This is a genomic window from Variovorax sp. J2P1-31 (genome assembly GCF_030317215.1).
Lineage (GTDB): Bacteria > Pseudomonadota > Gammaproteobacteria > Burkholderiales > Burkholderiaceae_C > Variovorax.
Genome location: NZ_JASZYA010000002.1, coordinates 876,199 through 901,913 on the forward strand (window position 1 = coordinate 876,199; position 25,715 = coordinate 901,913).

At 71.1% G+C, this 25,715-nt stretch carries 25 protein-coding genes; 20 read left to right on the plus strand and 5 right to left on the minus strand.

The window, feature by feature from the left end:
* The 8 genes from QTI20_RS15270 (at nt 1) to QTI20_RS15305 (ending at nt 7,860) form a co-directional block, all read left to right on the plus strand.
* The gene (locus QTI20_RS15270; protein WP_286552102.1) at nt 1-873 is read left to right on the plus strand and encodes a DODA-type extradiol aromatic ring-opening family dioxygenase; all 873 of its coding nucleotides are present in this window, start codon (nt 1-3) and stop codon (nt 871-873) included.
* Nucleotides 870-1,817 (plus strand): fumarylacetoacetate hydrolase family protein, encoded by a 948-nt coding sequence (locus tag QTI20_RS15275; RefSeq protein WP_286552103.1) that lies wholly within the window; start codon nt 870-872, stop codon nt 1,815-1,817. The genes QTI20_RS15270 and QTI20_RS15275 overlap by 4 nt, the downstream gene beginning before the upstream one ends.
* Nucleotides 1,818-1,901: 84 nt before the next feature.
* Complete coding sequence (locus tag QTI20_RS15280; RefSeq protein ID WP_286552104.1) at nt 1,902-2,999, plus strand: BMP family ABC transporter substrate-binding protein; 1,098 nt, start codon at nt 1,902-1,904, stop codon at nt 2,997-2,999.
* A gap of 57 nt (nt 3,000-3,056) precedes the next feature.
* Nucleotides 3,057-4,349 carry a guanine deaminase gene (gene guaD / locus QTI20_RS15285; RefSeq protein WP_286552105.1) on the plus strand — a complete coding sequence of 431 codons (1,293 nt, stop codon included), beginning with the start codon at nt 3,057-3,059 and terminating at the stop codon, nt 4,347-4,349.
* Between the two features lie 56 nt (nt 4,350-4,405).
* Nucleotides 4,406-4,972, plus strand: a complete 567-nt coding sequence (gene dcd, locus QTI20_RS15290; RefSeq protein WP_183024042.1) for a dCTP deaminase — start codon at nt 4,406-4,408, stop codon at nt 4,970-4,972.
* A 115-nt stretch (nt 4,973-5,087) separates the two neighbouring features.
* Complete coding sequence (locus QTI20_RS15295) at nt 5,088-5,342, plus strand: hypothetical protein (RefSeq protein WP_286552106.1); 255 nt, start codon at nt 5,088-5,090, stop codon at nt 5,340-5,342.
* A 49-nt stretch (nt 5,343-5,391) separates the two neighbouring features.
* Nucleotides 5,392-6,270, plus strand: a complete 879-nt coding sequence (gene ypfJ, locus QTI20_RS15300) for a KPN_02809 family neutral zinc metallopeptidase (protein ID WP_183024040.1) — start codon at nt 5,392-5,394, stop codon at nt 6,268-6,270.
* 111 nt (nt 6,271-6,381) lie between these two features.
* Complete coding sequence (locus tag QTI20_RS15305; RefSeq protein ID WP_286552107.1) at nt 6,382-7,860, plus strand: DEAD/DEAH box helicase; 1,479 nt, start codon at nt 6,382-6,384, stop codon at nt 7,858-7,860.
* A gap of 244 nt (nt 7,861-8,104) precedes the next feature.
* Here QTI20_RS15305 and QTI20_RS15310 read toward each other — a convergent pair whose 3' ends face one another.
* The 3 genes from QTI20_RS15310 to QTI20_RS15320 form a co-directional block, all read right to left on the minus strand.
* Nucleotides 8,105-8,326, minus strand: a complete 222-nt coding sequence (locus QTI20_RS15310; RefSeq protein ID WP_286553431.1) for a hypothetical protein — start codon at nt 8,324-8,326, stop codon at nt 8,105-8,107.
* Nucleotides 8,327-8,462: 136 nt separating this feature from the next.
* Nucleotides 8,463-10,100 carry a rhodanese-related sulfurtransferase gene (locus QTI20_RS15315; protein WP_286552109.1) on the minus strand — a complete coding sequence of 546 codons (1,638 nt, stop codon included), beginning with the start codon at nt 10,098-10,100 and terminating at the stop codon, nt 8,463-8,465.
* 31 nt (nt 10,101-10,131) lie between these two features.
* Entirely contained in the window at nt 10,132-11,343 is a 1,212-nt protein-coding gene (locus tag QTI20_RS15320) for an acyl-CoA dehydrogenase family protein (protein WP_286552110.1), read from the minus strand.
* A 147-nt stretch (nt 11,344-11,490) separates the two neighbouring features.
* Here QTI20_RS15320 and QTI20_RS15325 point away from each other — a divergent pair, with 147 nt between their 5' ends.
* The 9 genes from QTI20_RS15325 (at nt 11,491) to QTI20_RS15365 (ending at nt 20,389) form a co-directional block, all read left to right on the plus strand.
* The gene (locus QTI20_RS15325) at nt 11,491-12,597 is read left to right on the plus strand and encodes an LLM class flavin-dependent oxidoreductase (protein WP_286552111.1); all 1,107 of its coding nucleotides are present in this window, start codon (nt 11,491-11,493) and stop codon (nt 12,595-12,597) included.
* 152 nt (nt 12,598-12,749) lie between these two features.
* Nucleotides 12,750-13,574 (plus strand): class II aldolase/adducin family protein, encoded by an 825-nt coding sequence (locus QTI20_RS15330; protein ID WP_286552112.1) that lies wholly within the window; start codon nt 12,750-12,752, stop codon nt 13,572-13,574.
* 24 nt (nt 13,575-13,598) lie between these two features.
* Nucleotides 13,599-14,597 (plus strand): ABC transporter substrate-binding protein, encoded by a 999-nt coding sequence (locus QTI20_RS15335; RefSeq protein WP_286552113.1) that lies wholly within the window; start codon nt 13,599-13,601, stop codon nt 14,595-14,597.
* A gap of 61 nt (nt 14,598-14,658) precedes the next feature.
* The gene (locus tag QTI20_RS15340; RefSeq protein ID WP_286552114.1) at nt 14,659-15,717 is read left to right on the plus strand and encodes an ABC transporter permease; all 1,059 of its coding nucleotides are present in this window, start codon (nt 14,659-14,661) and stop codon (nt 15,715-15,717) included.
* The gene (locus tag QTI20_RS15345) at nt 15,711-16,484 is read left to right on the plus strand and encodes an ABC transporter ATP-binding protein (RefSeq protein WP_286552115.1); all 774 of its coding nucleotides are present in this window, start codon (nt 15,711-15,713) and stop codon (nt 16,482-16,484) included. The genes QTI20_RS15340 and QTI20_RS15345 overlap by 7 nt, the downstream gene beginning before the upstream one ends.
* Before the next feature lie 13 nt (nt 16,485-16,497).
* Complete coding sequence (locus tag QTI20_RS15350) at nt 16,498-17,646, plus strand: c-type cytochrome (protein ID WP_286552116.1); 1,149 nt, start codon at nt 16,498-16,500, stop codon at nt 17,644-17,646.
* Between the two features lie 33 nt (nt 17,647-17,679).
* Nucleotides 17,680-18,636: an ABC transporter substrate-binding protein gene (locus QTI20_RS15355; RefSeq protein WP_286552117.1), complete on the plus strand. Its 957-nt coding sequence runs from the start codon at nt 17,680-17,682 to the stop codon at nt 18,634-18,636.
* Nucleotides 18,637-18,719: 83 nt separating this feature from the next.
* Nucleotides 18,720-19,421 carry a fumarylacetoacetate hydrolase family protein gene (locus QTI20_RS15360; protein ID WP_286552118.1) on the plus strand — a complete coding sequence of 234 codons (702 nt, stop codon included), beginning with the start codon at nt 18,720-18,722 and terminating at the stop codon, nt 19,419-19,421.
* A gap of 38 nt (nt 19,422-19,459) precedes the next feature.
* Nucleotides 19,460-20,389 (plus strand): helix-turn-helix transcriptional regulator, encoded by a 930-nt coding sequence (locus QTI20_RS15365; RefSeq protein ID WP_286552119.1) that lies wholly within the window; start codon nt 19,460-19,462, stop codon nt 20,387-20,389.
* Here the strand turns inward: QTI20_RS15365 and pdxR are convergent.
* Nucleotides 20,386-21,861 (minus strand): MocR-like pyridoxine biosynthesis transcription factor PdxR, encoded by a 1,476-nt coding sequence (pdxR, locus tag QTI20_RS15370; protein WP_286552120.1) that lies wholly within the window; start codon nt 21,859-21,861, stop codon nt 20,386-20,388. The two genes, QTI20_RS15365 and pdxR, sit on opposite strands and share 4 nt — an antisense overlap.
* A 97-nt stretch (nt 21,862-21,958) precedes the next feature.
* Between pdxR and QTI20_RS15375 the strand changes: the two genes are divergently transcribed.
* Nucleotides 21,959-22,672 (plus strand): GNAT family N-acetyltransferase, encoded by a 714-nt coding sequence (locus QTI20_RS15375; RefSeq protein ID WP_183024027.1) that lies wholly within the window; start codon nt 21,959-21,961, stop codon nt 22,670-22,672.
* A gap of 15 nt (nt 22,673-22,687) precedes the next feature.
* On the opposite strand, the gene QTI20_RS15380 is transcribed toward QTI20_RS15375, so the two are convergent.
* Entirely contained in the window at nt 22,688-23,533 is an 846-nt protein-coding gene (locus tag QTI20_RS15380) for a symmetrical bis(5'-nucleosyl)-tetraphosphatase (protein WP_286552125.1), read from the minus strand.
* A 22-nt stretch (nt 23,534-23,555) separates the two neighbouring features.
* On the opposite strand from QTI20_RS15380, the gene QTI20_RS15385 reads away from it, so the two are divergent.
* Both QTI20_RS15385 and QTI20_RS15390 read left to right on the plus strand, forming a co-directional pair.
* A complete protein-coding gene (locus QTI20_RS15385) occupies nt 23,556-24,869 on the plus strand; it encodes a hemolysin family protein (RefSeq protein ID WP_286552127.1) in 1,314 nt (437 codons plus the stop codon).
* Entirely contained in the window at nt 24,856-25,683 is an 828-nt protein-coding gene (locus QTI20_RS15390) for an alpha/beta hydrolase (RefSeq protein WP_286552129.1), read from the plus strand. The genes QTI20_RS15385 and QTI20_RS15390 overlap by 14 nt, the downstream gene beginning before the upstream one ends.
* Nucleotides 25,684-25,715: the final 32 nt, after the last annotated feature.

A 25,715-nucleotide genomic window follows, 5' to 3' on the forward strand; every position in this document is an offset into this window, starting at 1 on the left:
ATGGGAACGATCGTTGGCGCCGCGCTGGTCTCGCACCACCCGGGCCTGATGCAGTGCGAGGAATTCCGCCGGCTCCAGGGCGCGGGCGAGGACTCGGACCTGATCGCCGGCTACGCCCGGCTGCGCGCGAAGATCGCCGAGGCCAGGCCCGACGTGGCGGTGATCTTCGACACCCACTGGTTCACCACCGGCTACCACCTGGTCGACGGCGGCCGGCAGTACAGCGGCATGTACACCTCCGACGAGATGCCCTGGTACCTGCACGGCGTGCCCTACGACTATCGCGGCCATCCGGCGCTGGCGCAGGCCATCGAGACGGTGTCGCGCGAGCGCGGCGGCTACAACCGCGTGATCGCCCACCCCGACCTGGGCCGGCAGTACCCGACCATCAATCTCGTGAAGCACCTGCGCTTCGAGGAACCCGCGCTGCCGGTGGTCACGGTGAGCTCGTGCCAGAACTGCGAGTGGCCGCACTTCCTGAAGTCGGGCGAGGCCATCGGCGAGGCCATCGAACGCAGCGACCTGCGCGTGCTGCTGATCGCCTCGGGCGCGCTGAGCCACAAGTTCAACGGCATCGACTGGAAGCCCAACCATCCGCGCATCTTCCACGAGAGCAACGTGTCGCGGCCCGAGAACATCGCGAGCGACAAGGGCGCGATCGAGCTGCTGCGCCAGGGCCGCCACGACCAGATCCTCGAGCGCTGGGACAGCGAGTACCGCCGCCTGCCCTGGGAGGCCTTCGGCGCGCACTACCTGCAGATGCTGGGCGCGCTGGGCGGGGCCCAATGCCGCACGCCGGGCGAGACGCTCTCGGCCTATGAAAACGCGAGAGGCACCGGCAACATCCACATGTGGTTTCAGGGAACGCCATGAACTTCGAATTTCCTTTCCATGAACTGCCCGCCGTGATGCGCGGCCCGCGCGTCGAGCGCCGCCGCGTGCTGGCGGGCGGCAGCGCCTTCTGGGGCACGGTGGTGGAGGAGGGCGCCGACGCCGGCCGGCTGCGGCTCGACGACGGTCGGCTGCTCGAGGCCGAAGGCCCGCACTACCTGCCGCCGGTCTCGCCCAGCAAGATCATCGCGGTCCACATCTCCTACAGCTCGCGCAGCCACGAGACGCGCAACAAGCCCAAGCCCAGCGAGACGCCGACCTACTTCACCAAACCGCCGACGGCGCTCAACGGCCACGGCGGCCAGATCCTCAAGCCGGCCGACGTGAAGTACCTCAACTACGAGGGCGAGTACGCGGTGGTGATCGGCAAGACCTGCCGCAACGTCACGCCCGACGAGGCCTGGGACTTCATCGAGGGCTTCTGCCCCGCGCTGGACATGGGGCTGCAGGACTTCCGCGACACCGACCAGGGTTCGATGCTGCGCGTCAAAGGCGCGGACACGCTGCTGCCCATCGGGCCCGGCATCGTGCGCGGCGTCGACCTGTTCGCCCAGACCCTGCGCACCACGGTCAACGGCCAGGTGGTGCAGGAGGCCCACATCGGCGACGAGACGATCTGGGGCCCGCACTACGTGATCGCCGACATCGCGCGCCACATCACGCTGCTGCCGGGCGACGTGATCCTGATGGGCACGCCCTGCCATTCGCGTTCGGTCGATGCGGGCGATGTGGTGGCCTGCGAGATCAGCGGCATCGGCCGGGTCGAGGGCACGGTGGTGGCCATCGACGCGCCGCGCGCCAGCGCGCTGGGCGTGGGCCATGCGCCCACCGACACGCCCGAGGTGCGCCGCGTGGCGCTGGGCTTCGACGAGCGCGTGCCCGCGCATTTGAAGGACAACCTGCGCCAGGCCAAGGCGGGGCGCTGACGGTGGCTTAAAATACCGCCCCGCGTTGCAGGCGTCCCGGCTGCAACGCGTTTTTCATTCACCGGGGCCATGTAGAGGAACACCATGTACAAAAACCTCGTGGCCGCGCTCGCGGCTGCCTGTTGCTTTTCGTCTCCCGCCTTTTCACAACAAGGCGCTGCGCCCGCCGCACCCCCGCTCAAGATCGGCTTCGTCTACGTCGCGCCACTGGCCGACGCGGGCTGGGTCTACCAGCACGACCAGGGCCGCAAGGCCGTCGAGGCCGCGCTGGGCCCCCGGGTGCAGACCACCTTCGTCGAGAACGTGCCCGAGGGCGCCGACGCGGAGCGCGTGATCCGCGACCTGGCCCAGCAGGGCCACAAGCTGATCTTCACGCCCAGCTTCGGCTACATGGAGCCGACGTTGAAGGTCGCGAAGGACTTCCCCGACGTGAAGTTCGAGTCGATCACCGGCTACAAGACCACGCCCAACGTCGCCACCGCCAACGCGCGCTACTACGAGGGCCGCTACCTGGCCGGCGTGGCGGCCGGGCGCATGACCAAGACGCACGTGGCGGGCTACGTGGCGGGCTTCCCGATCCCCGAGGTGCTGCAGGGCATCAACGCCTTCACGCTGGGCATGCGCTCGGTCGACCCGAAGGCGCAGGTCAAGGTGGTGTGGCTCGACGTCTGGTTCGACCCGCCCAAGGAGCGCGACGCCGCCATGACGCTGTTCAACCAGGACGCCGACGTGATCGCCTTCCACACCGGCTCGACCGCCGTGATGGCGGCCGCGCAGGAGCGCGGCAAGATGGCGGTGGCCTACCACTCCGACATGCGCAAGGTCGCGCCCGATGCGCAGATCGTCGCGGTCACGCACCAGTGGGGCGGCTACTACACGCAGCGCGCGCGCGCCGTGCTCGACGGCAGCTGGAAGAGCGGCAATCTCTGGGGCGGCGTCAAGGAAGGAATGATCCGCGTGGGCGACTTCGGCCCCAAGGTGCCCAAGGCGGTGCAGGACGAGGTGCTGGCGCGGCAGAAGGACATCGCCGCGGGCCAGCTGCGGCCCTTCGCGGCCGTGGCCGCCGACGTGCGCGACAACGACGGGCATGTGGTGATCGCCAAGGGCAGCGCGCTGGCCGACGAGCAGATCCTCCGGATGAACTGGCTGGTCGAGGGCGTGCAGGGGCGTGTCGCCCGATAGCCGCTATACGCGGCGGTGGATCGGCGCCGGCGCGTCTTGCGCTAGGCTTCGGCCACGATGAAAAGAGCCTACCGCGCCGCCCTCCTGCGCTTCGACGACCACGGTCGCCCCCTCTACGACGAGGACGGCCTGCTGGTCGTCGCGCCCGATGCCCAGGGTCGCCAGCGCGTGCTCGAAGCCGGCAGCCATGCGACGGTGGCGCCGCGCCACCCCGATGCGGCGGTCACGCACTGGCCCGGCCGCATGCTGGCGCCCGGCTTCATCGACATGCACATCCATTTCCCGCAGACCGACATCATCGGCGCGCCCGCCGACGGCCTGCTGCCCTGGCTGGAGAACTACACCTTCCCGGCCGAGAGCCGCTTCGCCGACCCGGCCCATTCGGCCGCGGTGGCCGAGGTCTTCTTCGACGAGCTGCTGCGCAACGGCGTGACCACGGCGCTGGCCTTCGCCACCTCGCACGTGCCCTCGGTGCAGGCCTTCTTCGCCTCGGCCCAGCGCCGCAGCCTGCGCATGATCACCGGCAAGGTGCTGCAGGACCGCCACTCGCCCGACGGCGTGCGCGACGACACGGTGCAGAGCCTGGTCGACACCGAAGACCTGATCCGGCAATGGCATGGCGTCGACCGGCTGGGCTATGCGATCACGCCGCGCTTCGCCCCCACCAGCACCGACGCGCAGCTGCGCGGCGCGGGCGAGCTGGCGGCGCGCTACCCCGACACCTGGGTCCATTCGCACGTGGCGGAGAACAAGGACGAAGTGAAGTGGGCGCGCGAGCTGTTCCCGCAGGCGCGCTCCTACCTCGAGGTCTACAACGGCTTCGGCCTGATGCGCGAGCGCGCGGTCTATGCCCACTGCATCCATTTCGACGATGCCGACCGGCAGCTGATGCGCGCCACCCGCACCGCCACCGCGGTGAGCCCGACCAGCAACCTGTTCCTGGGCAGCGGCTTCTTCGATTTCGAAGGCGCCGACCGCATCGGCTACCGCTACGGCCTGGCCAGCGACGTGGGCGGCGGCACCAGCTTCAGCCCCTTCACCACGATGCTGGCCGCCTACTACGTGGGCCGCGAGGGCCAGACCAAGCCCGGCATCAGCATCGCCCCTTCGGAGCTCTGGTGGCGCCACACCGGCGGCGCGGCCGAGGCGCTGGGCCTGGCCGGCACCATCGGCAACCTGCAGCCGGGCTGCGAGGCCGATTTCCTGGTGATCGACCCCCAGGCCACGCCGCTGCTGGCGCGCAAGACCGGGCTGGCGCAGAACCTCGAGGAGCTGCTGTTCGCGATGATCGTGCTGGGCGACGACCGGCTGATCGAACGGACGGTGATTTCGCAGGCGCTGCCGGGCTGAACGCGCCGGTCCGGGCGACGGGGTGCCTAGAATAGCGCCCCCTAAGGACACCCGACATGACCATCAAAAGCGACAAGTGGATCCGGCGCATGGCCGAGCAGAACGGCATGATCGAGCCCTTCGAGCCGGGCCAGGTGCGCGAGGCCGCGGGTCAGAAGATCATCAGCTACGGCACCTCGAGCTACGGCTACGACATCCGCTGCGCGCCCGAATTCAAGGTCTTCACCAACATCCACAGCACCGTGGTTGATCCGAAGAACTTCGACGAGAAGAGCTTCGTCGACATGCACGGCGACTACTGCATCATCCCGCCCAACAGCTTCGCGCTGGCGCGCACCGTCGAGTACTTCCGCATCCCGCGCAACGTGCTGACCATCTGCCTGGGCAAGAGCACCTATGCGCGCTGCGGCATCATCGTCAACGTCACGCCCTTCGAGCCCGAGTGGGAAGGCTATGTGACGCTGGAGTTCAGCAACACCACGCCGCTGCCGGCCAAGATCTATGCGGGCGAGGGCTGCGCGCAGGTGCTGTTCTTCGAGAGCGACGAGGTCTGCGAGACCAGCTACAAGGACCGCGGCGGCAAGTACCAGGGCCAGCGCGGCGTCACGCTGCCCAAAACCTGAGGCGCGGGGCCGCTTCGGTCCTACAGCCGGTCGCGCTGCGGCGCCTGTGGTCCACAGGCACCGGCGCGGCAATATCGCTTCCGGCCGCGCTGTGCCCGCGGTACCGGAGCCTCCCATGCCCAAGTCGAATGCCCTGCGCGAACAGCGTCCCTACCGCTGGCTGCTGCTCGCCGTCCTGTTCGCCGTCGTGCTGGTCCAGATCGTCTGGATGGTGTCGCTGACCCGTTCGCAGGTCGAGAAGGCCCAGCGCTTCTACGCGGCCGAACGCCAGGGCACGAGCGCAGCGAGCACGCAGTCGTCGGCGACCGCCTCGCAGCGCGCCGTCGAACCGGGCGGCCTGCTCAGCGTCAGTTACGTTTCGGCCCGTTGAGCGCGTACGATCCGGGCGTCGCCGTCATCCACCGGCGAAGGAGAGCGCGATGAGATGGGAAGGCAATGAACAGTCGGACAACGTCGAAGACCGCCGCGATGGCGGCGGCGGTGGCGGTGGCTTCCCGATCGGAGGGCGCAGCGTCGGCATCGGCACGGTCGCGGTCGCGCTGATCGCGGGCTGGATCTTCGGCATCAACCCGCTCACCGTGCTGGGCCTGCTCAGCGGCAGCGGTCCGGCCCCGCAGGTGCAGCAGCAGGGCCCGGCCCACAAGCCGCCGCCCGACGACCGCGAGGCGGCCTTCGTCTCGACCGTGCTCAAGAACACCGAGGTGGTCTGGACCGCGGCCTTCCAGCAGAACGGCGGCAGCTATACCGCGCCGCGGCTGGTGCTGTTCCGCGGCGCCACGCCCACGGCCTGCGGCACCGGCCAGTCGGCCATGGGCCCTTTCTATTGCCCCGGCGACAAGAAGGTCTACATCGACCTGGGCTTCTTCGACACGCTCAAGCGCGACCTGGGGGCGCCGGGCGAGTTCGCCCAGGCCTACGTGATCGCGCACGAGGTCGGCCACCATGTGCAGGACGAACTGGGCATCACGGCCAAGGTCGACGGCATGCGCGGGCGGCTCAGCCAGGCCCAGAACAACGCGGTCAGCGTGCGGGTGGAATTGCAGGCGGACTGCTTCGCCGGCGTCTGGGCCAACCGCTCGCAGCAGTCCAAGCAGTGGCTGGACCCGGGCGACATCGAGTCGGCCATGAACGCGGCGCAGAAGATCGGCGACGACGCGCTGCAGCGCTCGGCCGGCCGCGCGGTGGTGCCCGACAGCTTCACGCACGGCACCAGCGCCCAGCGCCAGCGCTGGTTCGGCAACGGCTACAAGACCGGCAGCATGCAGGCCTGCGACACCTTCGCTGCCAAGCAGTTGTAAAGACTGTAAGCGCCGTGGCGCGTGGTTTTCGCGCCACCCGAGCGGCTTGAAAAGCCGCTTTTCCGCGTTGTCATCGCCGTTTTTTGCCGCGGTGCGACAATAGCGGGCTTCATGACAAGCTCCTTCTCCAATCTTTCGCTGGCTGAACCGCTGGCGCGCGCCGTAGCCGAAATGGGCTACGAGACCATGACGCCGATCCAGGAACAGGCCATTCCGGTGGTGCTGTCGGGTCAGGACGTGATGGGCGCCGCCCAGACCGGCACCGGCAAGACGGCCGCCTTTTCGCTGCCCCTGCTGCAGCGCATGCTCAAGCACGAGAACAGCTCCACCTCGCCCGCGCGCCATCCGGTGCGTGCGCTGGTGCTGCTGCCCACGCGCGAGTTGGCCGACCAGGTCGCCCAGCAGGTCAAGCTCTATGCCAAGTACACCAACCTGCGCTGCGCGGTGGTGTTCGGCGGCATGGACATGAAACCCCAGACGCTGGAACTGAAAAAGGGCGTCGAGGTGCTGGTCGCCACGCCCGGCCGGCTGCTGGACCACATCGAGGCCAAGAACGCGGTGCTCAACCAGGTCGAGTATGTGGTGCTCGACGAGGCCGACCGCATGCTCGACATCGGTTTCCTGCCGGACCTGCAGCGCATCCTGAGCTACCTGCCCAAGCAGCGCACCACCTTGCTGTTCTCGGCCACCTTCTCGCCCGAGATCAAGCGCCTGGCCGGCAGCTACCTGCAGGAGCCGGTCACCATCGAGGTGGCGCGCCCCAACGAAACCGCGTCGACCGTCGAACAGCGCTTCTACAGCGTGGGCGACGACGACAAGCGCCGCGCGCTCAAGCAGATCGTGCGCCAGCGCGGCATCACGCAGGCCTTCGTCTTCGTGAACAGCAAGCTGGGTTGCGCCCGGCTGGCCCGCTCGCTGGAGCGTGAAGGCCTCAAGACCACCGCGCTGCACGGCGACAAGAGCCAGGACGAACGCCTGAAGGCGCTCGAGGCCTTCAAGAAGGGCGAAGTCGACCTGCTGGTGTGCACCGACGTCGCGGCCCGCGGCCTGGACATCAAGGACGTGCCGGCGGTGTTCAACTTCGACATCCCGTTCAACGCCGAAGACTACGTGCACCGCATCGGCCGCACCGGCCGCGCCGGCGCCTCCGGCCTGGCCGTGAGCTTCGCCAGCGGCGGCAACGACGCGCGCCTGGTGGCCGACATCGAAAAGCTGATCAAGAAGCCGATCGAGCTCGAGGCCATGGAGTACGAGGAAGACCGCCCGCGCGGCCGCATCAACGACGGCCGCCGCCACTGGCGCGAAGAGGGCGAGGCCGGCGATGCACGCGACGTGCTCGACAAGCTCGACGCCCCGCGCGAACGCAGTGCGGAAGTGCGCAGCAGCGGCCCCGCGCGCGGCCCCGCCGGCCGTCCGCACCGCGCCGCCTCGCGCGACCCCTTCTTCGACAAGCCCTACGAACCGGGCGAGCCCGACGCCACCCCCGCCTGGGAGGCCGCCGCCAAGGCCGCGCCCGCGCGCGGCATCTCGAGCAACATCAAGCCCAAGCGCAAGGTCGCGGCGCTGTTCAAGAGCGCCGAGCCGAGCTGAGGCTCAGACGCCGAGCCCAAGCAGGGCTCCGCGCGCTCCTCTTCCCTTCGTGAAACACCGCGGAACCGGCTTTGCCGGGCCGCTGGTGTTGCCCCCGGAGGGGGAAGGCGAAGCGACACGCAGTGCGCGAGCCCTCGGGGGAGATCCAAGTGCTACCGCGGAACCGGCTTTCCGGGCCGCTGGTGTTGCCCCCGGAGGGGGAAGGCGAAGCGACACGCAGTGCGCAAAGCCCTCGGGGGAGAGCCTATCTCCATCCACGGTGCCAGCCGTATTGGGGGTGGCGCCAGCCCCAGCCATAGCGCGGGTGGTAGGCCCAGACGAAACCCACGCCCGGCGACACATAGGTCGGCGCGACATAGGCGACGCCCGGAGGCGCTGCGTAGGCGGGCGCCACCGGCGCGACCACGCAACCGGTGAGGGCCGCCGCCAGCGTGGCGGCGGACAGGGCAAGGACGGGGAGTCGGATCATGGCAAAGCTCCTGACGGGTGTTGTTGTGGGTGTTTCCCTCCAACGTCCAGGCGCTTCGGCCGATGACGGATGTCGCCGCACCGCGCGATCCTTTACCCGGCCTACATACTGTGACGGCCGCGTTGCGATGCTTTCAGGCCGCTTTCGGCGGCTGCCCGATCACCTTGAAATGGTGCGTGCCGTCGCGCCCCAGCTGCGCCACCAGGCCGAACTCCCAGTCGAGGTAGGCCTGCATGGCTTCGGCAGGCGCGTCGGTGCCCTCGTAGGGCCGGCGGTAGCGGTCGGTGCGCGGGTTGGCCAGCCGCGCCTCGCCGCTCTCGCCGTCGAAGCCGGCGGCGAACCAGGCGGCGTTGCCGCCCGCGAGCACCACCACCTCGACCTCCTGCTGCCCGCGCGCATCGAGCAGCGCGCGCAGGTCGGCCGCGGCATGGCGCGCGAGCAGGCTGCTGCCGCAGGTCAGCACGTAGCGCTGCGCGGCCGGGACCACGGCCAGCGCATCCGCGAGCTGCGCGCGGATCGCCCACCAGGCGCCCGGGATGTGGCGCTTGACGTGGTTGGCGCTGGTGGTCACGTCGATCACGGCCGTGCCTGAAGGCAGCTTCAGCAGCGCCGCCAGTTCACTGGGCGTGATCTCCGCCACCACGGCGGCCACCGGCGGGTAGGCGGGCGCAGGCACGGTCTTCTCGCCGAGCGCTGCGGCGTCCGGCACGCTGCTGAGCACATAGACCTCCCAGCCCATCTGCGCGAGCCAGGAGGCGCTCATGGCGGCGCGCACGCCGTCGTCGTCGGCCAGCACGATGCGCGCGCCGCGCACCGGCACCTGGTGGTCGGTCTCCTGCACCAGCTGGCCGCCGGGCGCGCTGGCGAAGCCCGGCAGGTGGCCGGCGGCGTATTCCTCGGGCGTGCGCACGTCGAAGCGGTAGACGGTGCGCCCGGGGGCTTCCAGCGTGTGCAGCGCGGCCAGCGCGATGCGGCGCACGCCGGCCTGGTCGGCCACGCGGCGCGCATCGGCCTGGGCCTGGGCACGCTGCGCGTCGGACAGCGGGGCGGTCGCCTGGCGGTCGGCGCCATGGTCGAGCACCTGGCCGGCCAGCTTCCAGCCGATGGTGCCGTTGCGCAGCGCCGCCACGGGGTTGGGGATGCCGGCGTTGACCAGCGACTGGGTGCCGATGATGCTGCGTGTGCGGCCCGCGCAGTTCACGATCACCTGCGTCGCCGGGTCGGGCGCCAGCGCGCGCACCCGCAGCACCAGCTCGGCGCCGGGCACGCTGGTGGCCGAGGGGATGCTCATGGTCTGGTACTCGTCGAATCGGCGCGCGTCGAGCACCACCACGTTGGCCTTGGCATCGACCAGCGCCTTGACCTCGGGCGCGGACAGCGAGGGCGTGTGCCGCTCGTGCTCCACCAGTTCGCCGAAGGACTTGCTCGGCACGTTGACGTCGCGGAACAGTTCGCCGCCCGCCGCGCGCCAGCCTTCGAGGCCGCGTTCGAGCCGGTGGACATTCGTGTAGCCCAGCGCGGCGAAGACCTTCGCGGCCTGGGGCGCGAGGTCGATGCCGCCGTGTTCGCCGTACAGCACGACCAGCGTGTCGCGCCGCGGGATCCGGCGCCAGGCCTCGATCTCGATGCGCGACAGCGGCAGGTTGGCGGCCCACAGCGGGTGCTCCTGGGCGAAGGGGTCTTCCTCGCGCAGGTCGAGCAGCGCGATCTCGGTGTCGCGCGCGAGCAGGTGGCGGCGGACGTCGGCGGGGGTGAGCGTGGCAGTGGTCATGGAAAGGGATTGTCGATCGTTCGGCGACCAGTCAGGCCGCGGGGCGCAGCGCGGCCTTGCCCGCGGCCAGCAGGATGGCGTCGTTCTGCGGCGTGTGGATGCGGCTGCACAGCACGTCGCGGTAGTGGCGCTCCAGCGGGTTGCGGCGGTTCAGGCCGTGGTTGCCGCACAGCTGCAGCGCGATCTCCACGGCGCGCACCGCGTCGCGCGTCACGGTGTACTTGAGCAGGCCGCTGTCGACCACGGACGGCGCACGCCCGGCATCGACCTCGGCCGCCGCCTGGTCGAGCAGCACCCGGTTGCTGCGCAGCAGCGCACGGATCTCGCCCACCTGTTCCTGCACCCGCGGCAGGCTCGCCAGCGGCGCGCCCAGGCTGCCCGGGGCGCGTTCGTGGAGGAAGGCCGCCAGCCAGTCGGCCGCGGCCTGCGCAATGGCGTCGTAGAGCGAGCCCAGCAGCACCACCATCCAGGCGTTCTGCGTGGCGTGGCCGTCGATGTCGGTCTGGCTGCCGGCGTCGGGTGCCCAGTCGGCCGGCGCGCGCAGGTCCACCGCATGGTCGAGCGGGATGCGCACCTTCTCGAACACCACCTCGTGGCTGCCCGAGGCGCGCAGGCCCAGGTGGTCCCAGCTCTCGATCACGCGCACGCCCGGCGCATCGCGCGGCACGAGGAAAGTGCCGACGCGCGGCGCGGCCTCGTCGGTGCGGCCCCAGACCGACAGCCAGCCCAGGCCCTCGATGCCGGTGGTGTAGAGCTTGTGGCCGTCGATCGTCCAGCCCTCGCCGTCGCGGCGGGCGAGGGTGCCGGGCAGGCCGCCGCGCGCGGGCGAGCCCAGCGCCGGTTCCACGCGCAGTGCGTTCACCAGCGCGCCGTGCCGCACCGCGTCCTGCAGCACGCGTTCGCGCAGGTGCCGCGGCCAGCGGCTGTCGGCGCGCGTGATCGTGCTGTGCTGCAGGTAGGTCATGGTGAGGATCAGCGCGGTCGCGGGTTCGCCGCGCGCCACCGCCGCGATCACGCGCCGCGCCGTGCCCAGCGAGGCGCCGCCGCCGCCGAGCGCGGTGGGGGCGACCAGCGCGATCAGCCCGTGCTGCTGCAGCGCGGCGAAGTTGTCGTGCGGGAAGCTGCCGTAGCGGTCGTGGTCGGCCGCGGTCGCGGCGAAGCGGGCCGTCAGTTGCGCCAGCACCACGTCGTCGATGGCGGGGGCGGGGGGAAGGGCGGTGCGTTGCAGGGCGTGGGTGCTCATGCCTGCGACGGTAAGCGCCGGCCCCGACCGGGCGAACAAAGTTTCGCGCATATCCAAACGCGCTTTTCCTCCTTGGGTTTGGGCCGGGCGCCGCTTACGGTCTCGGTCCTGCATCCCGCTTTGCGCGTCCACGTCGAAGGAAAACCCATGAGCAGTCCCATCGAATTCATCGGCATGATCCAGGGCCAGAAGGTCTCCGAGATCCATGCGCCCAGCGGTCCCGCGATCGACCGCGACTACGTCAGGGCCTTTGCGCAGGCGCACGAGAACGCGGGCTTCGACCGCATCCTGGTGCCGCACCACTCGACCGGCCCCGACGCCACGTTGACCGTCGCCTACGCCGCCTCGGTCACCGAGCGCATCCACTTCATGCTGGCGCACCGGCCCGGCTTCGTGTCGCCCACGCTGGCGGCGCGCCAGTTCGCTTCGCTCGACCAGTTCAGCGGCGGCCGGCTCGCGGTGCACTACATCTCGGGCGGCTCCGACGACGAGCAGAAGCGCGACGGGGACTGGCTCGACCACGACCAGCGCTATGCGCGCACCGACGAGTACCTCGAGGTGCTGCACAAGGTCTGGGCCGCCGACAAGCCCTTCGACCACGAAGGCGCGCACTACCGCTTCCAGAGCGCTTTCTCAGAAGTGAAGCCGGTGCAGACGCGCCAGGGCAAGCCGCATGTGCCGGTGTACTTCGGCGGCGCTTCGGCGGCGGCGATTCCGGTCGCCGGCAAGTACGCCGACGTGTACGCGCTGTGGGGCGAATCGCTGGACCAGGCGCGCGAGCTGACCACCCGCGTGCGCGCCGAGGCCGCGAAGCATGGGCGCAGCGTGCGCTTCTCGGTGTCGTTCCGGCCGATCCTCGCGCAGACCGAGGAGGCCGCCTGGGCACGCGCCGAGAGCATCCTGGCCGAGACCAAGCGCCTGCGCGTGGTGCAGGGCTACAACCGCGGCGGCCCGCAGCAGAGCGAAGGCGCGAAACGCCTGCTGGCCGCGGCCGCGCAGGGCTCGCGCGTCGACAAGCGCCTGTGGACCGCGGTCGCCGAAGAGATCGGCGGGCGCTCCAACAGCACCGCGCTGGTCGGCACGCCCGAGCAGGTCGCCGACGCGCTGCTCGACTACTACGACCTGGGCGTGACCACCTTCCTGATCCGCGGTTTCGACCCGCTGGAGGACGCGAGCGACTACGGCCGCGAGCTGATCCCGCGCACGCACGAATTGGTGGCGCAGCGCATCGCTTCGGCGCGCAAGGCGGCCTGACTCTTTTCTTTCTCCCTCCCCCGCTGGGGGAGGGCGGGGGTGGGGGCCCGCAGCCTTGAAGACCGCCGCAGCGTTCGATGCGCCGCAAGCCCCCATCCCCGCCTTCCCCCAGAGGGGGAAGGAGCAATACCCCCAACACACGAGGAATCCCCATGAGCGCTGTTCTTTCCATCGACCGCCACGCGGCCCAGCCGCTGAAGCTCAACCCGAACCCGCAGCAGAAGTTCTGGTTCGACCCGCCCGCGCCGCGCACCAGCGTCGAGGCCGAGCGCCGCCATCGGCAGGAGCGGCTGGCGGGCGCCTTCCGGCTGTTCGCGCGCTTCGGCTTCGCGCAGGGCCTGGCCGGCCACATCACGGCGCGCGACCCCGAGCTCGGCGACCACTTCTGGGTCAATCCGCTGGGCATCCATTTCTCGCGCATCAAGGTGTCGGACCTGCTGCTGGTCAATGCCAAGGGCGAGACCGTGATCGGCGACCGGCCGCTCAACAAGGCGGCCTTTGCGATCCATGCGGCGATCCACGAATACAACCCCGCGATCGTCGCCGCCGCCCACACGCACTCGACCTACGGCAAGGCCTGGTCGACGCTGGGCCGCAAGCTCGACACGCTCACGCAGGACAGCTGCGTGTTCCACGGCGACGTGGCGCTGTTCGACGACTTCACCGGCATGGTGGTCGACGACAGCGAAGGCCTGCGCATCGCCAAGGCGCTGGGCGACGGCAAGGGCGCGATCCTGAAGAACCACGGCATCCTGACCGCGGGTCCGAGCGTCGAGGCCGCGGCCTGGTGGTACATCGCGCTCGACAACGCCTGCCACACGCAACTGCTGGCCGAGGCGGCCGGCACGCCGCAGCCCATCGACGAGGCGGTGGCGCGCCACACGCACGGCCAGATCGGCGGGCCCGACGGCGCGCGCCATGCCTTCGAGAGCCTCTACGAAGGGCTGGTCGAGGCCGAGCCCGAACTGCTCCTGTAAATCCAAGAACGAGGTCCCTCCAGCATGAACACATCCCTTTCCCGTCGCGGCGTCCTGCGTGCCGGCGGCGCGGCCGCGGTCGTCGCATCGAGCGGCCTGCTCGCCTCGCGCGCCTGGTCGCAGCCGCGCAAGCTCACCTTCGCCTGGAACGCATCGGCCTTCTGCCTGTCGCCGGTGGTGGTGGCGCAGGAGCGCGGCTTCTTCGAGAAGAACGGCCTGCAGGTGGACCTGATCAACTACACCGGCTCGACCGACCAGCTGCTCGAGTCGCTGGCCACGGCCAAGGCCGATGCCGCGGTCGGCATGATCCACCGCTGGCTCAAGCCGCTGGAGTCGGGCTTCGACGTGAAGATCGTGGGCAGCTCGCACGGCGGCTGCGTGCGGCTGGTGGGCGTGAAGGAGGCGGGCATCACCGACCTGCAGAAGCTCAAGGGCAAGACCATCGGCGTGTCGGACATCGCGAGCCCGGGCAAGAACTTCTTCTCCATCCTGCTCAAAAAGAACGGCATCGATGCCGACAAGGACGTGGCCTGGCGCCAGTACCCGGCCGACCTGCTCGACATCGCCGTCAACAAGGGCGAGATCCAGGCGATCGCCGATGGCGACCCGACGCTCTACCTGATCGAGAAGCGCAACAAGGGCCGCTACGTCGAGCTGGCGTCGAACCTCTCGGGCGAATACAAGGACAAGGTCTGCTGCATCGTCGGCGCGCGCGGCGAGCTGGTGCGCAAGGACAAGCCCACGGTGGCGGCGCTGGTGCGCTCGATCGTGCAGGCCTCGGACTTCGTGGCCGAGAACCCCAACGAATCGGCCAAGCTGTTCGCCAAGTACTCGCCCAAGGTGCCGGTCGAAGACCTGCAGGCGCTGCTGGGCACGCTCACGCACGGCCACCATCCGGTGGGCAAGAACCTGCGCGACGAGGTCGAGTTCTATGCGCGCGACTTCCGCTCGGTCGGCGTGCTCAAGGCCTCGACCGATCCGGCGCGACTCGCCAATCACGTGGCGGTGGATGTGCTGGCATGAGCGCCGCGCCGGGCCGCCCCAAGCAAGCTTGCACCGCAGTGCGCAGCACGGAGGTGCTTCCATGACGACCGCCGAGCAGGTTCTGGGCGGACGGCTGGAGCGGCCCGTGGCGCCGTTGCCGCGCGCCGCCACGCTGCCCGCGTCGCTGCAGGACGTCGTCGCCACCGGCCTCTGGCGCACCGGCGTCGTCGCGGCCCTGGCCTGGCTGGCCTTCGGCGGGCTCACGCTCGCCTGGCCCAACAAGGAAGTGGGCTTCAACGACTGGACCTTCACCACCGAGCTCGGCGTGGCCGCGCTGGTCGCGGGCGTGCTGCTGCTGGCCGTGGCCTTGCTCGGCACGCACGCCGGTGCGGCCGGCCGCCGCTTGCGGCCCGCGGGCCAGTGGCTGATCGCCGCGCCGCTGCTGCTGGCGCTGTGGGAGCTGCTGACCGCCAAGCTGGGCCTGCTGCCGCCGCCCTTCTTCGCGCCGCCGCAGAGCCTGATCGACGTGGCCTGCGAGGACTGGGCCCGGCTCGGCCTCTCGACCGCGCATTCGCTGCGCCTGCTCGCGCACGGCTTCGTGCTGGGCGCGCTGGTCGGTTTCGGCACCGGCGTGTGGATCGGCTGGTCGCGCATCGCGGGCTACTGGGTGCACCCGGTGCTGCGCTTCCTCGGGCCGGTGCCCGCGTCGGCGCTGCTGCCGCTGGCCTTCTTCTTCGCGCCCTCGAGCTATGCCGCGGCCGTGTTCCTGGTCGGGCTCGCCACCTTCTTCCCGGTGGCGGTGCTGACCTGGTCGGGCGTGGCTTCGGTGAACAAGAGCTACTACGACGTGGCGCGCACGCTGGGCGCCACCGAGTGGTTCCTGGTGCGGCGGGTGGCAATCCCGGCGGCGCTGCCGCAGGTCTTCGTCGGCCTGTTCATGGGCCTGGGCGCCTCGTTCTCGGTGCTGGTCACGGCCGAGATGATGGGCGTCAAGGCCGGCCTGGGCTGGTACCTGCAGTGGGCCCAGGGCTGGGCTGCCTACGCCAACATGTATGCGGCACTGGGGGTGATGGCGGTGCTGTGCTCGGGCCTGATCACGCTGCTGTTCACGGTGCGCGACCGCGCGCTGTCGTGGCAGAAGGGGACCGTCCAATGGTAGCCACCGCCACGGCCGGCGCCCACATCGACATCGAGGGGGTGAGCCACTGGTTCAAGCAGCAGGACGGCGTGCTGCAGGTGCTCGACCACATCGACCTGCGCGTGCAGCCCGGCGAGTTCGTCGCCTTGCTGGGCCCCAGCGGCTGCGGCAAGTCGACGCTGCTGCGCCTGGTGGCCGGGCTTGAGCCCGCGACCGTGGGCCGCATCGCGCAGGACGGCGAGGCCATCACCCGGCCCGACCCCTCGCGCATCGTCGTGTTCCAGGACCCGACGCTCTACCCCTGGCGCAACGTCCGGGACAACGTGGCGCTGGGCCTGCAGGCGCGCGGCCTGTTGAAGACGCAGCGTTCGCGCGTCGACGATGCGCTGGCGCTGGTGGGCCTCGCCGATTTCGCGAAGAGCTTTCCGCACCAGCTCTCGGGCGGCATGGCGCAGCGCGTGGCGCTGGCGCGCGCGCTGGTCAACGATCCGCAGCTGCTGGTGCTCGACGAGCCGCTGGGCAAGCTCGATTCGCTCACGCGCATCGCGATGCAGAGCGAGCTGGTCAAGCTCTGGCAGCGCGCCGGCTTCTCGGCGCTGCTGGTCACGCACGACGTGGAGGAGGCGCTGTTCCTCGCCAAGCGCGTGATCGTGCTCAGCGACCGCCCGGCGCGCATCGTGGCCGAGCTGGTGGTCGACCTGCCGTACCCGCGGCACCGCAACCATCCGCGGTTGGTCGAATTGCGGCACGAGGCGCTGCGTCACCTCGGCCTGGACGCGACATGGTGAGCCGAGCGACGGCGTGAGCGCCGTGATCGAGGGCGGCTGGCTCAACGGCCTGATCGCGCTGCTGCAGGCGCTACAGCTCGGGCTGCTGCGCCTGCTCGGCTGGCTGGGCCTGGCGGGCAGCAGCCATGGCCAGCCGGCCTGGCCCTGGGCCTGGCGGCTGTCGGGCGAGAACCTGCTGATCGACCTGGGCCAGGCGCGGCGCCTGGGCCTCACGGTGGCGGTGCTCGCCTTGTGCGCCCTCGTGCTGCTGCTGGCCGTCTTCTGGCGCCGCCGCCGCTGGCCCCTGCTGGCCAGCGTGCCCCTGTTGCTGCTGCTCGCGCCCTGGCCCGACGCGCGCGTGGCCTGGGTGCCGGCCACGCCGACCAGCTTCCATCGCTCGCCCAGCGGCTTCACGGTGCAATCGATCGCGCAGGGCCGCGCGCTCTATGCGCAGCATTGCATCGCCTGCCACGGCAGCGACGGGCGAGGGCAGGGGCCGCTTGCGGCCGCGCAGCCGGTGTGGCCGCCCAACCTGAGCGGCCCGCTGCTGTGGCGGCGCGCCGACGGCGACCTGCTGTGGCATGTGCTCAACGGCACGCGCGACCGCCACGGCGCGCCGTCGATGCCGGCCTTCGGCGCCGTGCTGCGCGACGACGAGGCCTGGGCGCTGATCGATTTCATGAAGGCGCAGGCCGCGGGCGAGACCTTGCGCGCGACCGGCGCTTGGGCACTGCCGGTGGCGCTGCCCGACGCCGCCGTGCGCTGCGACGGCGGCCCGGCGCGCCCGCTCGCGAGCTGGCGCGGCCAGCGCGTGCGCATCGTGGCCGCGGGCGCGCCGCCGCTGGAAGACCCGCGCCTCGTGACGGTCTGGCTGCGCCCCGCCGCCTCGGCCGCGCCGAGCGCGGGCTGCGTGCTCGAGGGCGACGCCGCCTGGGCCGCGTTCTCGCAGGTCGCCGGCAGCGCGGCGCTGGCCGGCGCCGAACTGCTCGCCGACCGCGACGGCTGGCTGCGCGCGCTCGGCCGGCCGGGTCAGGCGGGCTGGTCCGACGACGACCTGCTGTGCCGCACCGAGATCGCGCCGCGCGCCGTGGACGCGCCACCGCCCACCGACGGCCTGGAGGCGCTGATCCGCCGCATGGACGCGCAGCCGGTGCGCTTCGTCAAGGGCGGCTTCGTCCACTGAGTTTCCTCCTCTCCCCCTGAAAGACATCTCGACATGACCTTCACTTCCCGCCGCCAGTTCGTGACCCAGGCCCTCGGCACCGCCGCGGCCCTGGCCTTGCCCGCCCTCGCATCGCACGCCCAGTCCCGCCCGGTGCTCAAGGCCGGCGACCAGAAGGGCGGCCTGCGCGCGCTGCTCGAGGCCGCGGGCGGGCTCGAAGGACTGGGCTACGACATCCAGTGGTCGGAGTTTCCGGCCGCCGCGCCGCTGGCCGAGGCGCTCAATGCAGGCGCGGTCGATTCGGGCCCGATCGGCGATGCGCCGCTGATCTTCGCGCTGGCCGCGGGCACGCGCGTCAAGGCCATCGGCGCCAACCGCTCCGACGCCTACGGCACGGCCGTGCTGGTGCGCCCCGACTCGCCGCTGAAGACCGCGGCCGAGCTCAAGGGCAGGAGCATCGCCACCAACCGCGGCTCGATCGGGCACTACGTGGCGCTCAAGGCCATCGGCTCGGCCGGCCTCCAGCCCGAGGACGTGAACATCCGCTTCCTCGCGCCCGCCGATGCCAAGCTGGCGCTCACGCAGGGCTCGGTCGACGCCTGGGCCACCTGGGAGCCCTACACCGCGCTGGCCGAGGTCAGCAAGCACGCGCGGGTGCTGGTCAGCGGGCGCGGCCTGTTGCCGGGCCTGAGCTACCTTGCCGCCACCGACGGCGCCATCGGCGCCAAGCGGCCGGTGCTGCAGGATTTCCTGCAGCGCGTGGTGAAGGCGCAGCGCTGGTCCTACGACAACGTCGACGCCTACTCGGCCGCGCTGGCCCGGATCATCGGCATCCCGCCCGAGGCGGCGAAGCTGCAGTTCGAACGCCGCCAGCAGAAGTGGGTGGCCATCGACGCGCAGGTGGTCGCCGACCAGCAGGCCACGGCCGACTTCTACCGCCAGGTCGGGTTGATCAAGCAGCCGCTCGATGTGAAGGGGACCTTCGACACCGGCTTCAGCGTCGCGGGCTGAGCGGCGCGCCGAAACGTAGCGGAGTCCAAGACCTGCGTAGACGCGTGCCCGGCGCGCGGGCCGTCGCTGGCTAGAGTCGATCCATGACTTCCACCGACACCCGCTACGCCATCGCCCCCGCGCCCGTCCACTCGCTGCCCATCGCGGGCGAGCGCGCGCGCTTCCCGGTCCACCGCATCTTCTGCGTGGGCCGCAACTACGCCGAACACACACGCGAGATGGGCCACAACCCCGAGCGCGAGCCGCCCTTCTTCTTCATGAAGCCGGCCAACGCGATCGTCGCGGACGGCGCGGCCTTCGCCTACCCGACGCTGTCGAAGGACGTGCACCACGAGATCGAACTCGTGGTCGCGCTCAAGACCGGCGGCGCGAACATCGCCGCGGCGGATGCGCTCGCGCATGTCTACGGCTATGCCGTGGGCCTGGACATGACGCGCCGCGACCTGCAGGCCGAGGCCAAGAAGGCGGGCCGGCCCTGGGACACCGGCAAGGCCTTCGACGGCTCCGCGCCCTGCGGCGAACTGGTGCCGGTGGCGCAGGCCGGCCATCCCGCCGCGGGCGAGATCCGGCTCGAGGTCAACGGCGCGCAACGCCAGGTCGGCGACCTGGCCGACATGATCTGGAACGTGCCCGACACCATCGCCTACCTGTCGACGCTGTTCACGCTGCAGCCCGGCGACCTGATCTTCACCGGCACGCCGGCCGGCGTGGGCGCGGTGCAGCGCGGCGACCGGCTGCGCGGCACGGTGGCGGGCGTCGGCGTGCTGGAGGCCGAGGTCGTCTGAAGCGGCGGCGCGCCGGCTGGCGTACGCTCGCGGGCGCGATGCGCTCTTCCTCTTCTTCTTCCCTTCCGACGTCCGTCCGCACCTACGGCATGCACGAGCGTGCCGATCACCTGGATTTCGACATCCGCTTCCAGGGCGCGCGCAACGAGCTCACGCTGCCGCACCGGCATGCCTACTTCCAGATCCAGGTCGGCATCGAAGGGCAGTCGCAGCAGGCCATCGGCGGCGCGGTGCGGCCCTTCGGCCCGCGCCACCTGAGCTTCGTGCTGCCCTACCGGGTGCACGTGATCCCCCACCCGCCCGAGGCGCTGTACTGCATCGTCAACTTCGACCAGCGTTTTCTCTGGCCGACGCTCGAGGTCGATGCGCTGGACCTCGACGACGTGTCGCTCGCACGCCATCCCGATCTCGCGCCCTTCCTGTTCCAGGAGTACGTCGACTTCGCCTTCGACGCGGCGGACTTCGCGCGCATCCGCGGCTGGCTCGACGAACTGCAGGCGCTCAACGCGGGCCGCGGCTTCGGCGCCAAGATCGCGATGCGCGGCATCGTGCAGCAGATCATCGGGCTGGCCTGCATGCGGCAGGAGGACTCGCTGATGCGGCTCTCGCTGCAGCACAACGGGCGGACCTCGCAGCGCGATGCCCTGCAGCGCGTGGTGCGCTATGTGCGCGACAACCTCGACCAGCCGCTGTCGCTCACCGATGCGGCCGCCGCCGCCTTTCTCTCGCCCAACTACCTGGCGAACCTGCTGCGCAAGAAGACCGACCGCACTTTCACCGAGCTGGTGACCGAGCGGCGCATGGAGCGCGCGAAGGAACTGCTCGCGTCCACCTCGCTGCAGGTGCGCGAGATCGCCCACCAGTGCGGCTTCACCGACGAAGCCTACTTCAACCGCCGCTTCCGCCAGTGGGTCGGGTCCACGCCGCGCCACTTCCGGTGCGCGCAGGCGGCGGGCACGCAGGCCTAGGGACGTGCGCTCGCCCGCGCGATCTGCGAGAGCCGCCGGACCAGCGGCTCGAACAGTTCGGCCGAGGTGTTGCCGTAGCCCAGCACCAGGCCGTTGTCGCCGGCCAGCGGCTGCAGCGCGAAGCCCGACAGCGGGGAGGGCGCGATGCGGTGGCGCAGCGCCTCGGCCGCGATCCGGCGGTCGTCGAATTCCGCGGGCAGGCGCACCGTCAGGTGCAGGCCGCAGTGGCCGCCCTCGATGCTGTGCGGCACCTTCAGGTGCTGCTGCAGCGCCAGCCGCAGCGCCTGCTGCCGGCCCCGGTAGAGCCGCCGCATGCGGCCCAGGTGGCGGCTGAACTGGCCGCTCTCGATGAAGTCGGCCATCGCGAGCTGTTCGCAGCGGTGGCCGCCGCGCAGCATCTCCTCGAGCGGCGCCTGCACGCCCGGCAGCAGCGCCTCGGGCAGCACCAGGAAGCCCAGCCGCAGGGAGGGGAACATCGTCTTGCTGAAGGTGCCGACGTAGAGCACGGGCGCGTCCTCCACCAGCCCCTGCATCGCGCCGATGGGCTCGCCGGCGTGGCGGAACTCGCTGTCGTAGTCGTCCTCGACGATCCACGCGCCGTGCGCGCGCGCGCGGGCGATCAGTTCGAGCCGGCGCGCGATGCTCAGCACCGCGCCGCCCGGGTACTGGTGCGAGGGCGAGGTGTAGACCAGCCGCGGCGGGTGCTGCTGCCAGTCGCGCTCGCGTGCCTGCAGCCCCTCGGCGTCGACCCGCAGCGGCACGATGCGCAGGTCGCCCGCGCGCATCGCGGCCTTGGCGCCGCGGTAGCCCGGGTCCTCGACCCAGCCGACGTCGCCGGGGTTGGTGAGCAGGCGCACGCACAGCGTCAGCGCCTCCTGCGCGCCCTCGGTGACGACGATCTGCCGCGGTGCGCAGCGCACGCCGCGTGCCACCGACAGGTGCCGCGCGATGGCCGCGCGCAGCGGCGCTTCGCCCAGCGGGTCGCCATAGCCCAGCGCGGCCGGGCCCGCCGCGCGCAGCGCGCGGTCGAGCGCGCGGCGCCAGGCGGTCAGCGGGAAGTGCGACAGCGCGGGCACGCCGGGGCGCAGCGCGGCGTCCGAGTCGGGGCGCGATGCGTTCGGCGGGAAGGCCGCGAGGCGGCGCGCGGTGACCGCGGTGCCGGTGGGGGCCGCCGTGCGCCCGCGCAGCGCCGGCGCCGACAGCGCGGCGACGCGCGTGCCCTGGCGGTCGGGCTGCACATAGCCTTCGGCCGCCAGGTGCTCGTAGGTCGCGCTCACGGTGTTGCGCGAGATTGCCAGCGTCTCGGCCAGCATGCGCGAGCCCGGCAGCCGGCTGCCGGGCGCGAGGCTGCCGTCGAGGATGGCGTGCCTGAGCCGCTCGTACAGCTGGCGTTGCATCGGGCCCGCGTCGCGTTCCCGGCGCAGCGGGGCCTCGAGCAGGGCAGCGGGGGAGGGGGCGGACCGTGGCACCATGAAACGCATTCTGCCTGGCACTTCCAATGGGGCCATGACGCGGCTACCTTCGGGGCTTCCGCTGGCCGTGCCAGCCCTTTTTTCGAAAGACCTTGCCATGCCCACCCGCCTCAACGACTTCGGCCAGCCTGTCGGCCCCGCGCTGCCCGACTGGACCCCGCATGCCCTGCCGCCGCGCCAGCCCATCGAGGGCCGTTTCTGCCGGCTCGAGCCGCTCGACGCGGCCCGGCATGCCGGCGACCTGCATGCCGCCTACGCGCAGGCGCCCGACGGGCGCGACTGGACCTACCTGTCGATCGAGCGCTCCGACGATCCCGCGGCCACGCGCGCCTACATCGAGCGCATCGCGCAGAGCGCCGATCCCATGCATTTCGCGGTGATCGACCGTGCCAGCGGCCGCGCGGTGGGCACGCTGGCGCTGATGCGCATCGAGCCCGCGCACGGCGTGATGGAGGTGGGCCACGTCACCTTCTCGCCGCTGTTGAAGAAGACGCCGCTGTCGACCGAGGCGCAGTACCTGCTGATGCGCCTGGCCTTCGACACGCTGGGCTACCGCCGCTACGAATGGAAGTGCGACAGCTGCAACGAGCCCTCGCGGCGCGCCGCCCAGCGGCTGGGCTTCCGCTTCGAAGGCGTCTTCCGTCAGGTGCTGGTCTACAAGGGCCGCAGCCGCGACACCGCGTGGTTCTCGGTCATCGACAGCGAATGGCCGGCGCTGCGCAGTGCCTTCGAACGCTGGCTGGCGCCGGACAACTTCGACGCGCAGGGGCAACAGCGCACGGCGCTGGAGCGCTTCCGGCCGGCCGCCTGAGCGGCCGCACCGGGATCAGGCGCCGGGTTTCTGCGCCTGATCGCACTGCACCTCGAGGTGCTCGATGTCGTCCAGCGTGGCGCCGATGCGCGCCGCGCTGAGGCAGCCGCCCCAGACACAGCCGGTGTCGGTCGAGAGCAGGCCGGGCCGGTCGATCCAGCCCAGCGTCGACCAATGGCCGAAGGCGACGGTGGCGTTCGCGCTGCGGCGCCGCGGCACCTCGAACCAGGGCATGAAGCCGGCCGGCGGGGCGTCGGCGCTGTCCTTGGTGTCGAAGTCCATCACGCCCTCGGCGGTGCAGAAGCGCAAGCGCGTGAGGCCGTTGACGATGGCGCGCAGCCGCGCGGTGCCGGTCAGTGCATCGTCCCATTGCGCGGGCTCGTTGCCGTACATGGTGCGCACGAACTCGCCCAGCGTCGGCCCGCGCAGCACCGCTTCGACCTCCGCCGCCAGCACCAGCGTCTGCGCCACCGTCCATTGCGGCAGCACGCCCGCATGCACCATCAGCAGGTCGCGCCCGCCGACGGTCTGGTGCAGCGCCATCGCCTGGTGGCGCAGCCAGTCGATCAGCGCGTCGCGGTCGGGCGCGTCGAGCACGCCGTCGAGCGTGTCCTTGCGGCCCGACTTGCGTGCGCCGTGGGCCACGCCCAGCAGGTGCAGGTCGTGGTTGCCCAGCAGGCTGCGCGCCGCGCCGCCCAGCGCCTGCACCCGGCGCAGCACGTCGGCCGAGGCCGGGCCCCGGTTCACCAGGTCGCCCAGCAGGACCAGCGTGTCGCGGCTGGGGGAGAAGTCGATGCGTTGCAGCAGGCGGCCCAGGGCTTCGTCGCAGCCCTGCACGTCGCCGATCAAGTAAAGTGCCATGTCCCCATTCTCTCCTTCGTTCATGGATGTTTTCCTGCTGGCCTTGCTGACCACGCTCAATGCGTTGTTCGCGATGTCCGAAATGGCCCTTTCCACCAGCCGTCGCGCGCGGCTCGCCGCATTGGCCGAAACAGGGGATGCCGGCGCCGCCGCGGCGCTCAAGCTGATGCAGGACCCGACCCAGTTCCTGTCGAGCGTGCAGATCGGCATCACGTCCATCGGCATGCTCAGCGGCATCGTGGGCGAGGCCGCCTTCGCGGCGCCGCTGGCGGTCTGGATGGAAGGCGCGGGCATGGGCGCCGGCACGGCCAGCGTGGCCTCGACCGCGGTGGTCGTGACCTGCATCACCTTCTTCACCATCATCTTCGGCGAGCTGGTGCCCAAGCGCATCGGCCAGCTCTACCCTGAGCCGGTGGCGCGCTTCGTGTCGCGGCCCATGCGCGCGCTGGCCACCGGCGCCAAGCCCTTCGTGCTGCTGCTCTCGGGCGCCACCGCGATGATCCTGAAGCTGCTGCGCATCGATTCCAACGCCGCGCGCACCGTGACCGAGGAAGAGATCTCCGCCAGCCTGGAGGAGGGCGTGGACGCCGGCGTGATCGAGATGCACGAGCACCAGATGGTGCGCAACGTGTTCCACCTCGACGACCGCCGCCTGAGTTCGCTGATGGTGCCGCGGGCCGACATCGAGTGGCTGGACGCCACCGACACCGTGGCTTCCAGCCTGCAGAAGGTGGCGGCCGCCGGTGCGCTCAACCTGGTGCATTCCTGGTACCCGGTGTGCCGCAACTCGCTCGACGACGTGGTGGGCGTGATCAGCGTGGCGCACCTGCTGCGGCTCGGCCCGCAGCACGAGGGCAGCATCGAGGGCGTGGCGCAGCCTGCGTCCTTCGTGCCGGAGACGCTCACCGGCATGGAACTGCTCGAGCAGTTCCGCATGCGCGCCGGCCGGCTGGTGTTCGTGGTCGACGAATACGGCGTGGTGCAGGGCCTGATGACGCCGCGCGACCTGCTCGAAGCCATCACCGGCGAGCTGCAGTCCAACACCACCACCGACGCCTGGGCCCACAAGCGCGAGGACGGCGCCTGGGAGCTCGACGGCCTGATGCCGGTGTCCGAACTGCGCGCGCGGCTCGCGATCCGCGAGCTGCCCGAGGAGGAGCGCGGCCGCTACAACACCGTGGCCGGCCTGCTGATGGCCGTGTCGGGCCAGCTGCCGATCGTGGGCGAGCGCATCGAATGCGCGGGCTGGACCTTCGAGGTCACGGCCCTCGAAGGCCGCCGCATCGACCGCGTGGTGGCCCATGCAAGCACCGAGACCGACGATGGACGATCCTGAATACGAATACCTGAAGGGCCAGGCCCGGCCGGGCTTTCCCGCGCTGTTCGCCGAATTCGAACAGCGCAGCGCCGATGCGGTGCGCGAAGGCCCCTGCACGCTCGACCTGCACTACGGCGTCGGCGAGCGCTGCACCTTCGACTTCTTCGACGCCGGTCCGCGCGCGCGCGGCGTGCTGGTCTACCTGCACCCCGGCTACTGGCAGTGGCGCGACAAGGCGGGCTTCCGCTTCGTGGCGCCTTCGCTGGTGCAGCGCGGGCTGCATGTGGCGATGGTCAACTACCCGCTGTGCCCCAGCGTCTCGTTGGCCGCGCTGACCGAGACCGTGCGCAGCGCCATGCCGGCCGTGCTGGCCCATGCCGATGCGGCACTGCCGCTGATCGCCGCGGGCCACTCCGCGGGCGGGCACCTGGCGATGGAGATGGGGCTGACCGACTGGGCGGCGCGTGGCCTGCCCACGGTCGAGGTGGCGGGCGTGCTGGCGCTCAGCGGGCTCTACGACCTCGTGCCGCTGGCCCGGACCTCGCTCAACGAGAACCTGCGCCTCGATGCCGACAGCGCCATGGCCGCCTCGCCGCTCTACCGCGCGGTGTCGAACGGCCCGCCGCTGCTGCTGGCCGCCGGGGCCGACGAGACGCCCGCGATGCGCGAACAGAGCCGGCGCATGCACGAGGTCTGGCTGGCCATGGGCAACCATTCCACGCTGCACTTCGAACCCGGGACCGACCACTTCAGCCTGCTGCAGCGGCTGGTCGCGCCGGGCAGTGCGCTGGCGCGGCAGGTCGATCTGCTGCTGGAACACGCGCTGAGCTGAGGCGTACACGCAACGCCGGGGGCGTGCGCAGG

Excerpts from the sequence above, each read along its gene's own strand:
- QTI20_RS15360 (WP_286552118.1), top strand. The coding sequence starts at position 18,720 with ATGACTTCCACCGACACCCGCTACGCCATCGCCCCCGCGCCCGTCCAC.
- QTI20_RS15340 (WP_286552114.1), top strand. The coding sequence starts at position 14,659 with ATGACGACCGCCGAGCAGGTTCTGGGCGGACGGCTGGAGCGGCCCGTG.
- QTI20_RS15295 (WP_286552106.1), top strand. The coding sequence starts at position 5,088 with ATGCCCAAGTCGAATGCCCTGCGCGAACAGCGTCCCTACCGCTGGCTG.
- QTI20_RS15335 (WP_286552113.1), top strand. The coding sequence starts at position 13,599 with ATGAACACATCCCTTTCCCGTCGCGGCGTCCTGCGTGCCGGCGGCGCG.
- QTI20_RS15305 (WP_286552107.1), top strand. The coding sequence starts at position 6,382 with ATGACAAGCTCCTTCTCCAATCTTTCGCTGGCTGAACCGCTGGCGCGC.
- dcd (WP_183024042.1), top strand. The coding sequence starts at position 4,406 with ATGACCATCAAAAGCGACAAGTGGATCCGGCGCATGGCCGAGCAGAAC.
- QTI20_RS15380 (WP_286552125.1), bottom strand. The coding sequence starts at position 23,533 with ATGGCACTTTACTTGATCGGCGACGTGCAGGGCTGCGACGAAGCCCTG.
- QTI20_RS15365 (WP_286552119.1), top strand. The coding sequence starts at position 19,460 with ATGCGCTCTTCCTCTTCTTCTTCCCTTCCGACGTCCGTCCGCACCTAC.
- ypfJ (WP_183024040.1), top strand. The coding sequence starts at position 5,392 with ATGAGATGGGAAGGCAATGAACAGTCGGACAACGTCGAAGACCGCCGC.
- QTI20_RS15275 (WP_286552103.1), top strand. The coding sequence starts at position 870 with ATGAACTTCGAATTTCCTTTCCATGAACTGCCCGCCGTGATGCGCGGC.
- QTI20_RS15320 (WP_286552110.1), bottom strand. The coding sequence starts at position 11,343 with ATGAGCACCCACGCCCTGCAACGCACCGCCCTTCCCCCCGCCCCCGCC.
- QTI20_RS15390 (WP_286552129.1), top strand. The coding sequence starts at position 24,856 with ATGGACGATCCTGAATACGAATACCTGAAGGGCCAGGCCCGGCCGGGC.
- QTI20_RS15270 (WP_286552102.1), top strand. The coding sequence starts at position 1 with ATGGGAACGATCGTTGGCGCCGCGCTGGTCTCGCACCACCCGGGCCTG.
- QTI20_RS15330 (WP_286552112.1), top strand. The coding sequence starts at position 12,750 with ATGAGCGCTGTTCTTTCCATCGACCGCCACGCGGCCCAGCCGCTGAAG.
- QTI20_RS15325 (WP_286552111.1), top strand. The coding sequence starts at position 11,491 with ATGAGCAGTCCCATCGAATTCATCGGCATGATCCAGGGCCAGAAGGTC.
- QTI20_RS15355 (WP_286552117.1), top strand. The coding sequence starts at position 17,680 with ATGACCTTCACTTCCCGCCGCCAGTTCGTGACCCAGGCCCTCGGCACC.
- QTI20_RS15385 (WP_286552127.1), top strand. The coding sequence starts at position 23,556 with ATGGATGTTTTCCTGCTGGCCTTGCTGACCACGCTCAATGCGTTGTTC.
- QTI20_RS15375 (WP_183024027.1), top strand. The coding sequence starts at position 21,959 with ATGCCCACCCGCCTCAACGACTTCGGCCAGCCTGTCGGCCCCGCGCTG.
- guaD (WP_286552105.1), top strand. The coding sequence starts at position 3,057 with ATGAAAAGAGCCTACCGCGCCGCCCTCCTGCGCTTCGACGACCACGGT.
- QTI20_RS15315 (WP_286552109.1), bottom strand. The coding sequence starts at position 10,100 with ATGACCACTGCCACGCTCACCCCCGCCGACGTCCGCCGCCACCTGCTC.
- QTI20_RS15345 (WP_286552115.1), top strand. The coding sequence starts at position 15,711 with ATGGTAGCCACCGCCACGGCCGGCGCCCACATCGACATCGAGGGGGTG.
- QTI20_RS15280 (WP_286552104.1), top strand. The coding sequence starts at position 1,902 with ATGTACAAAAACCTCGTGGCCGCGCTCGCGGCTGCCTGTTGCTTTTCG.
- pdxR (WP_286552120.1), bottom strand. The coding sequence starts at position 21,861 with ATGGTGCCACGGTCCGCCCCCTCCCCCGCTGCCCTGCTCGAGGCCCCG.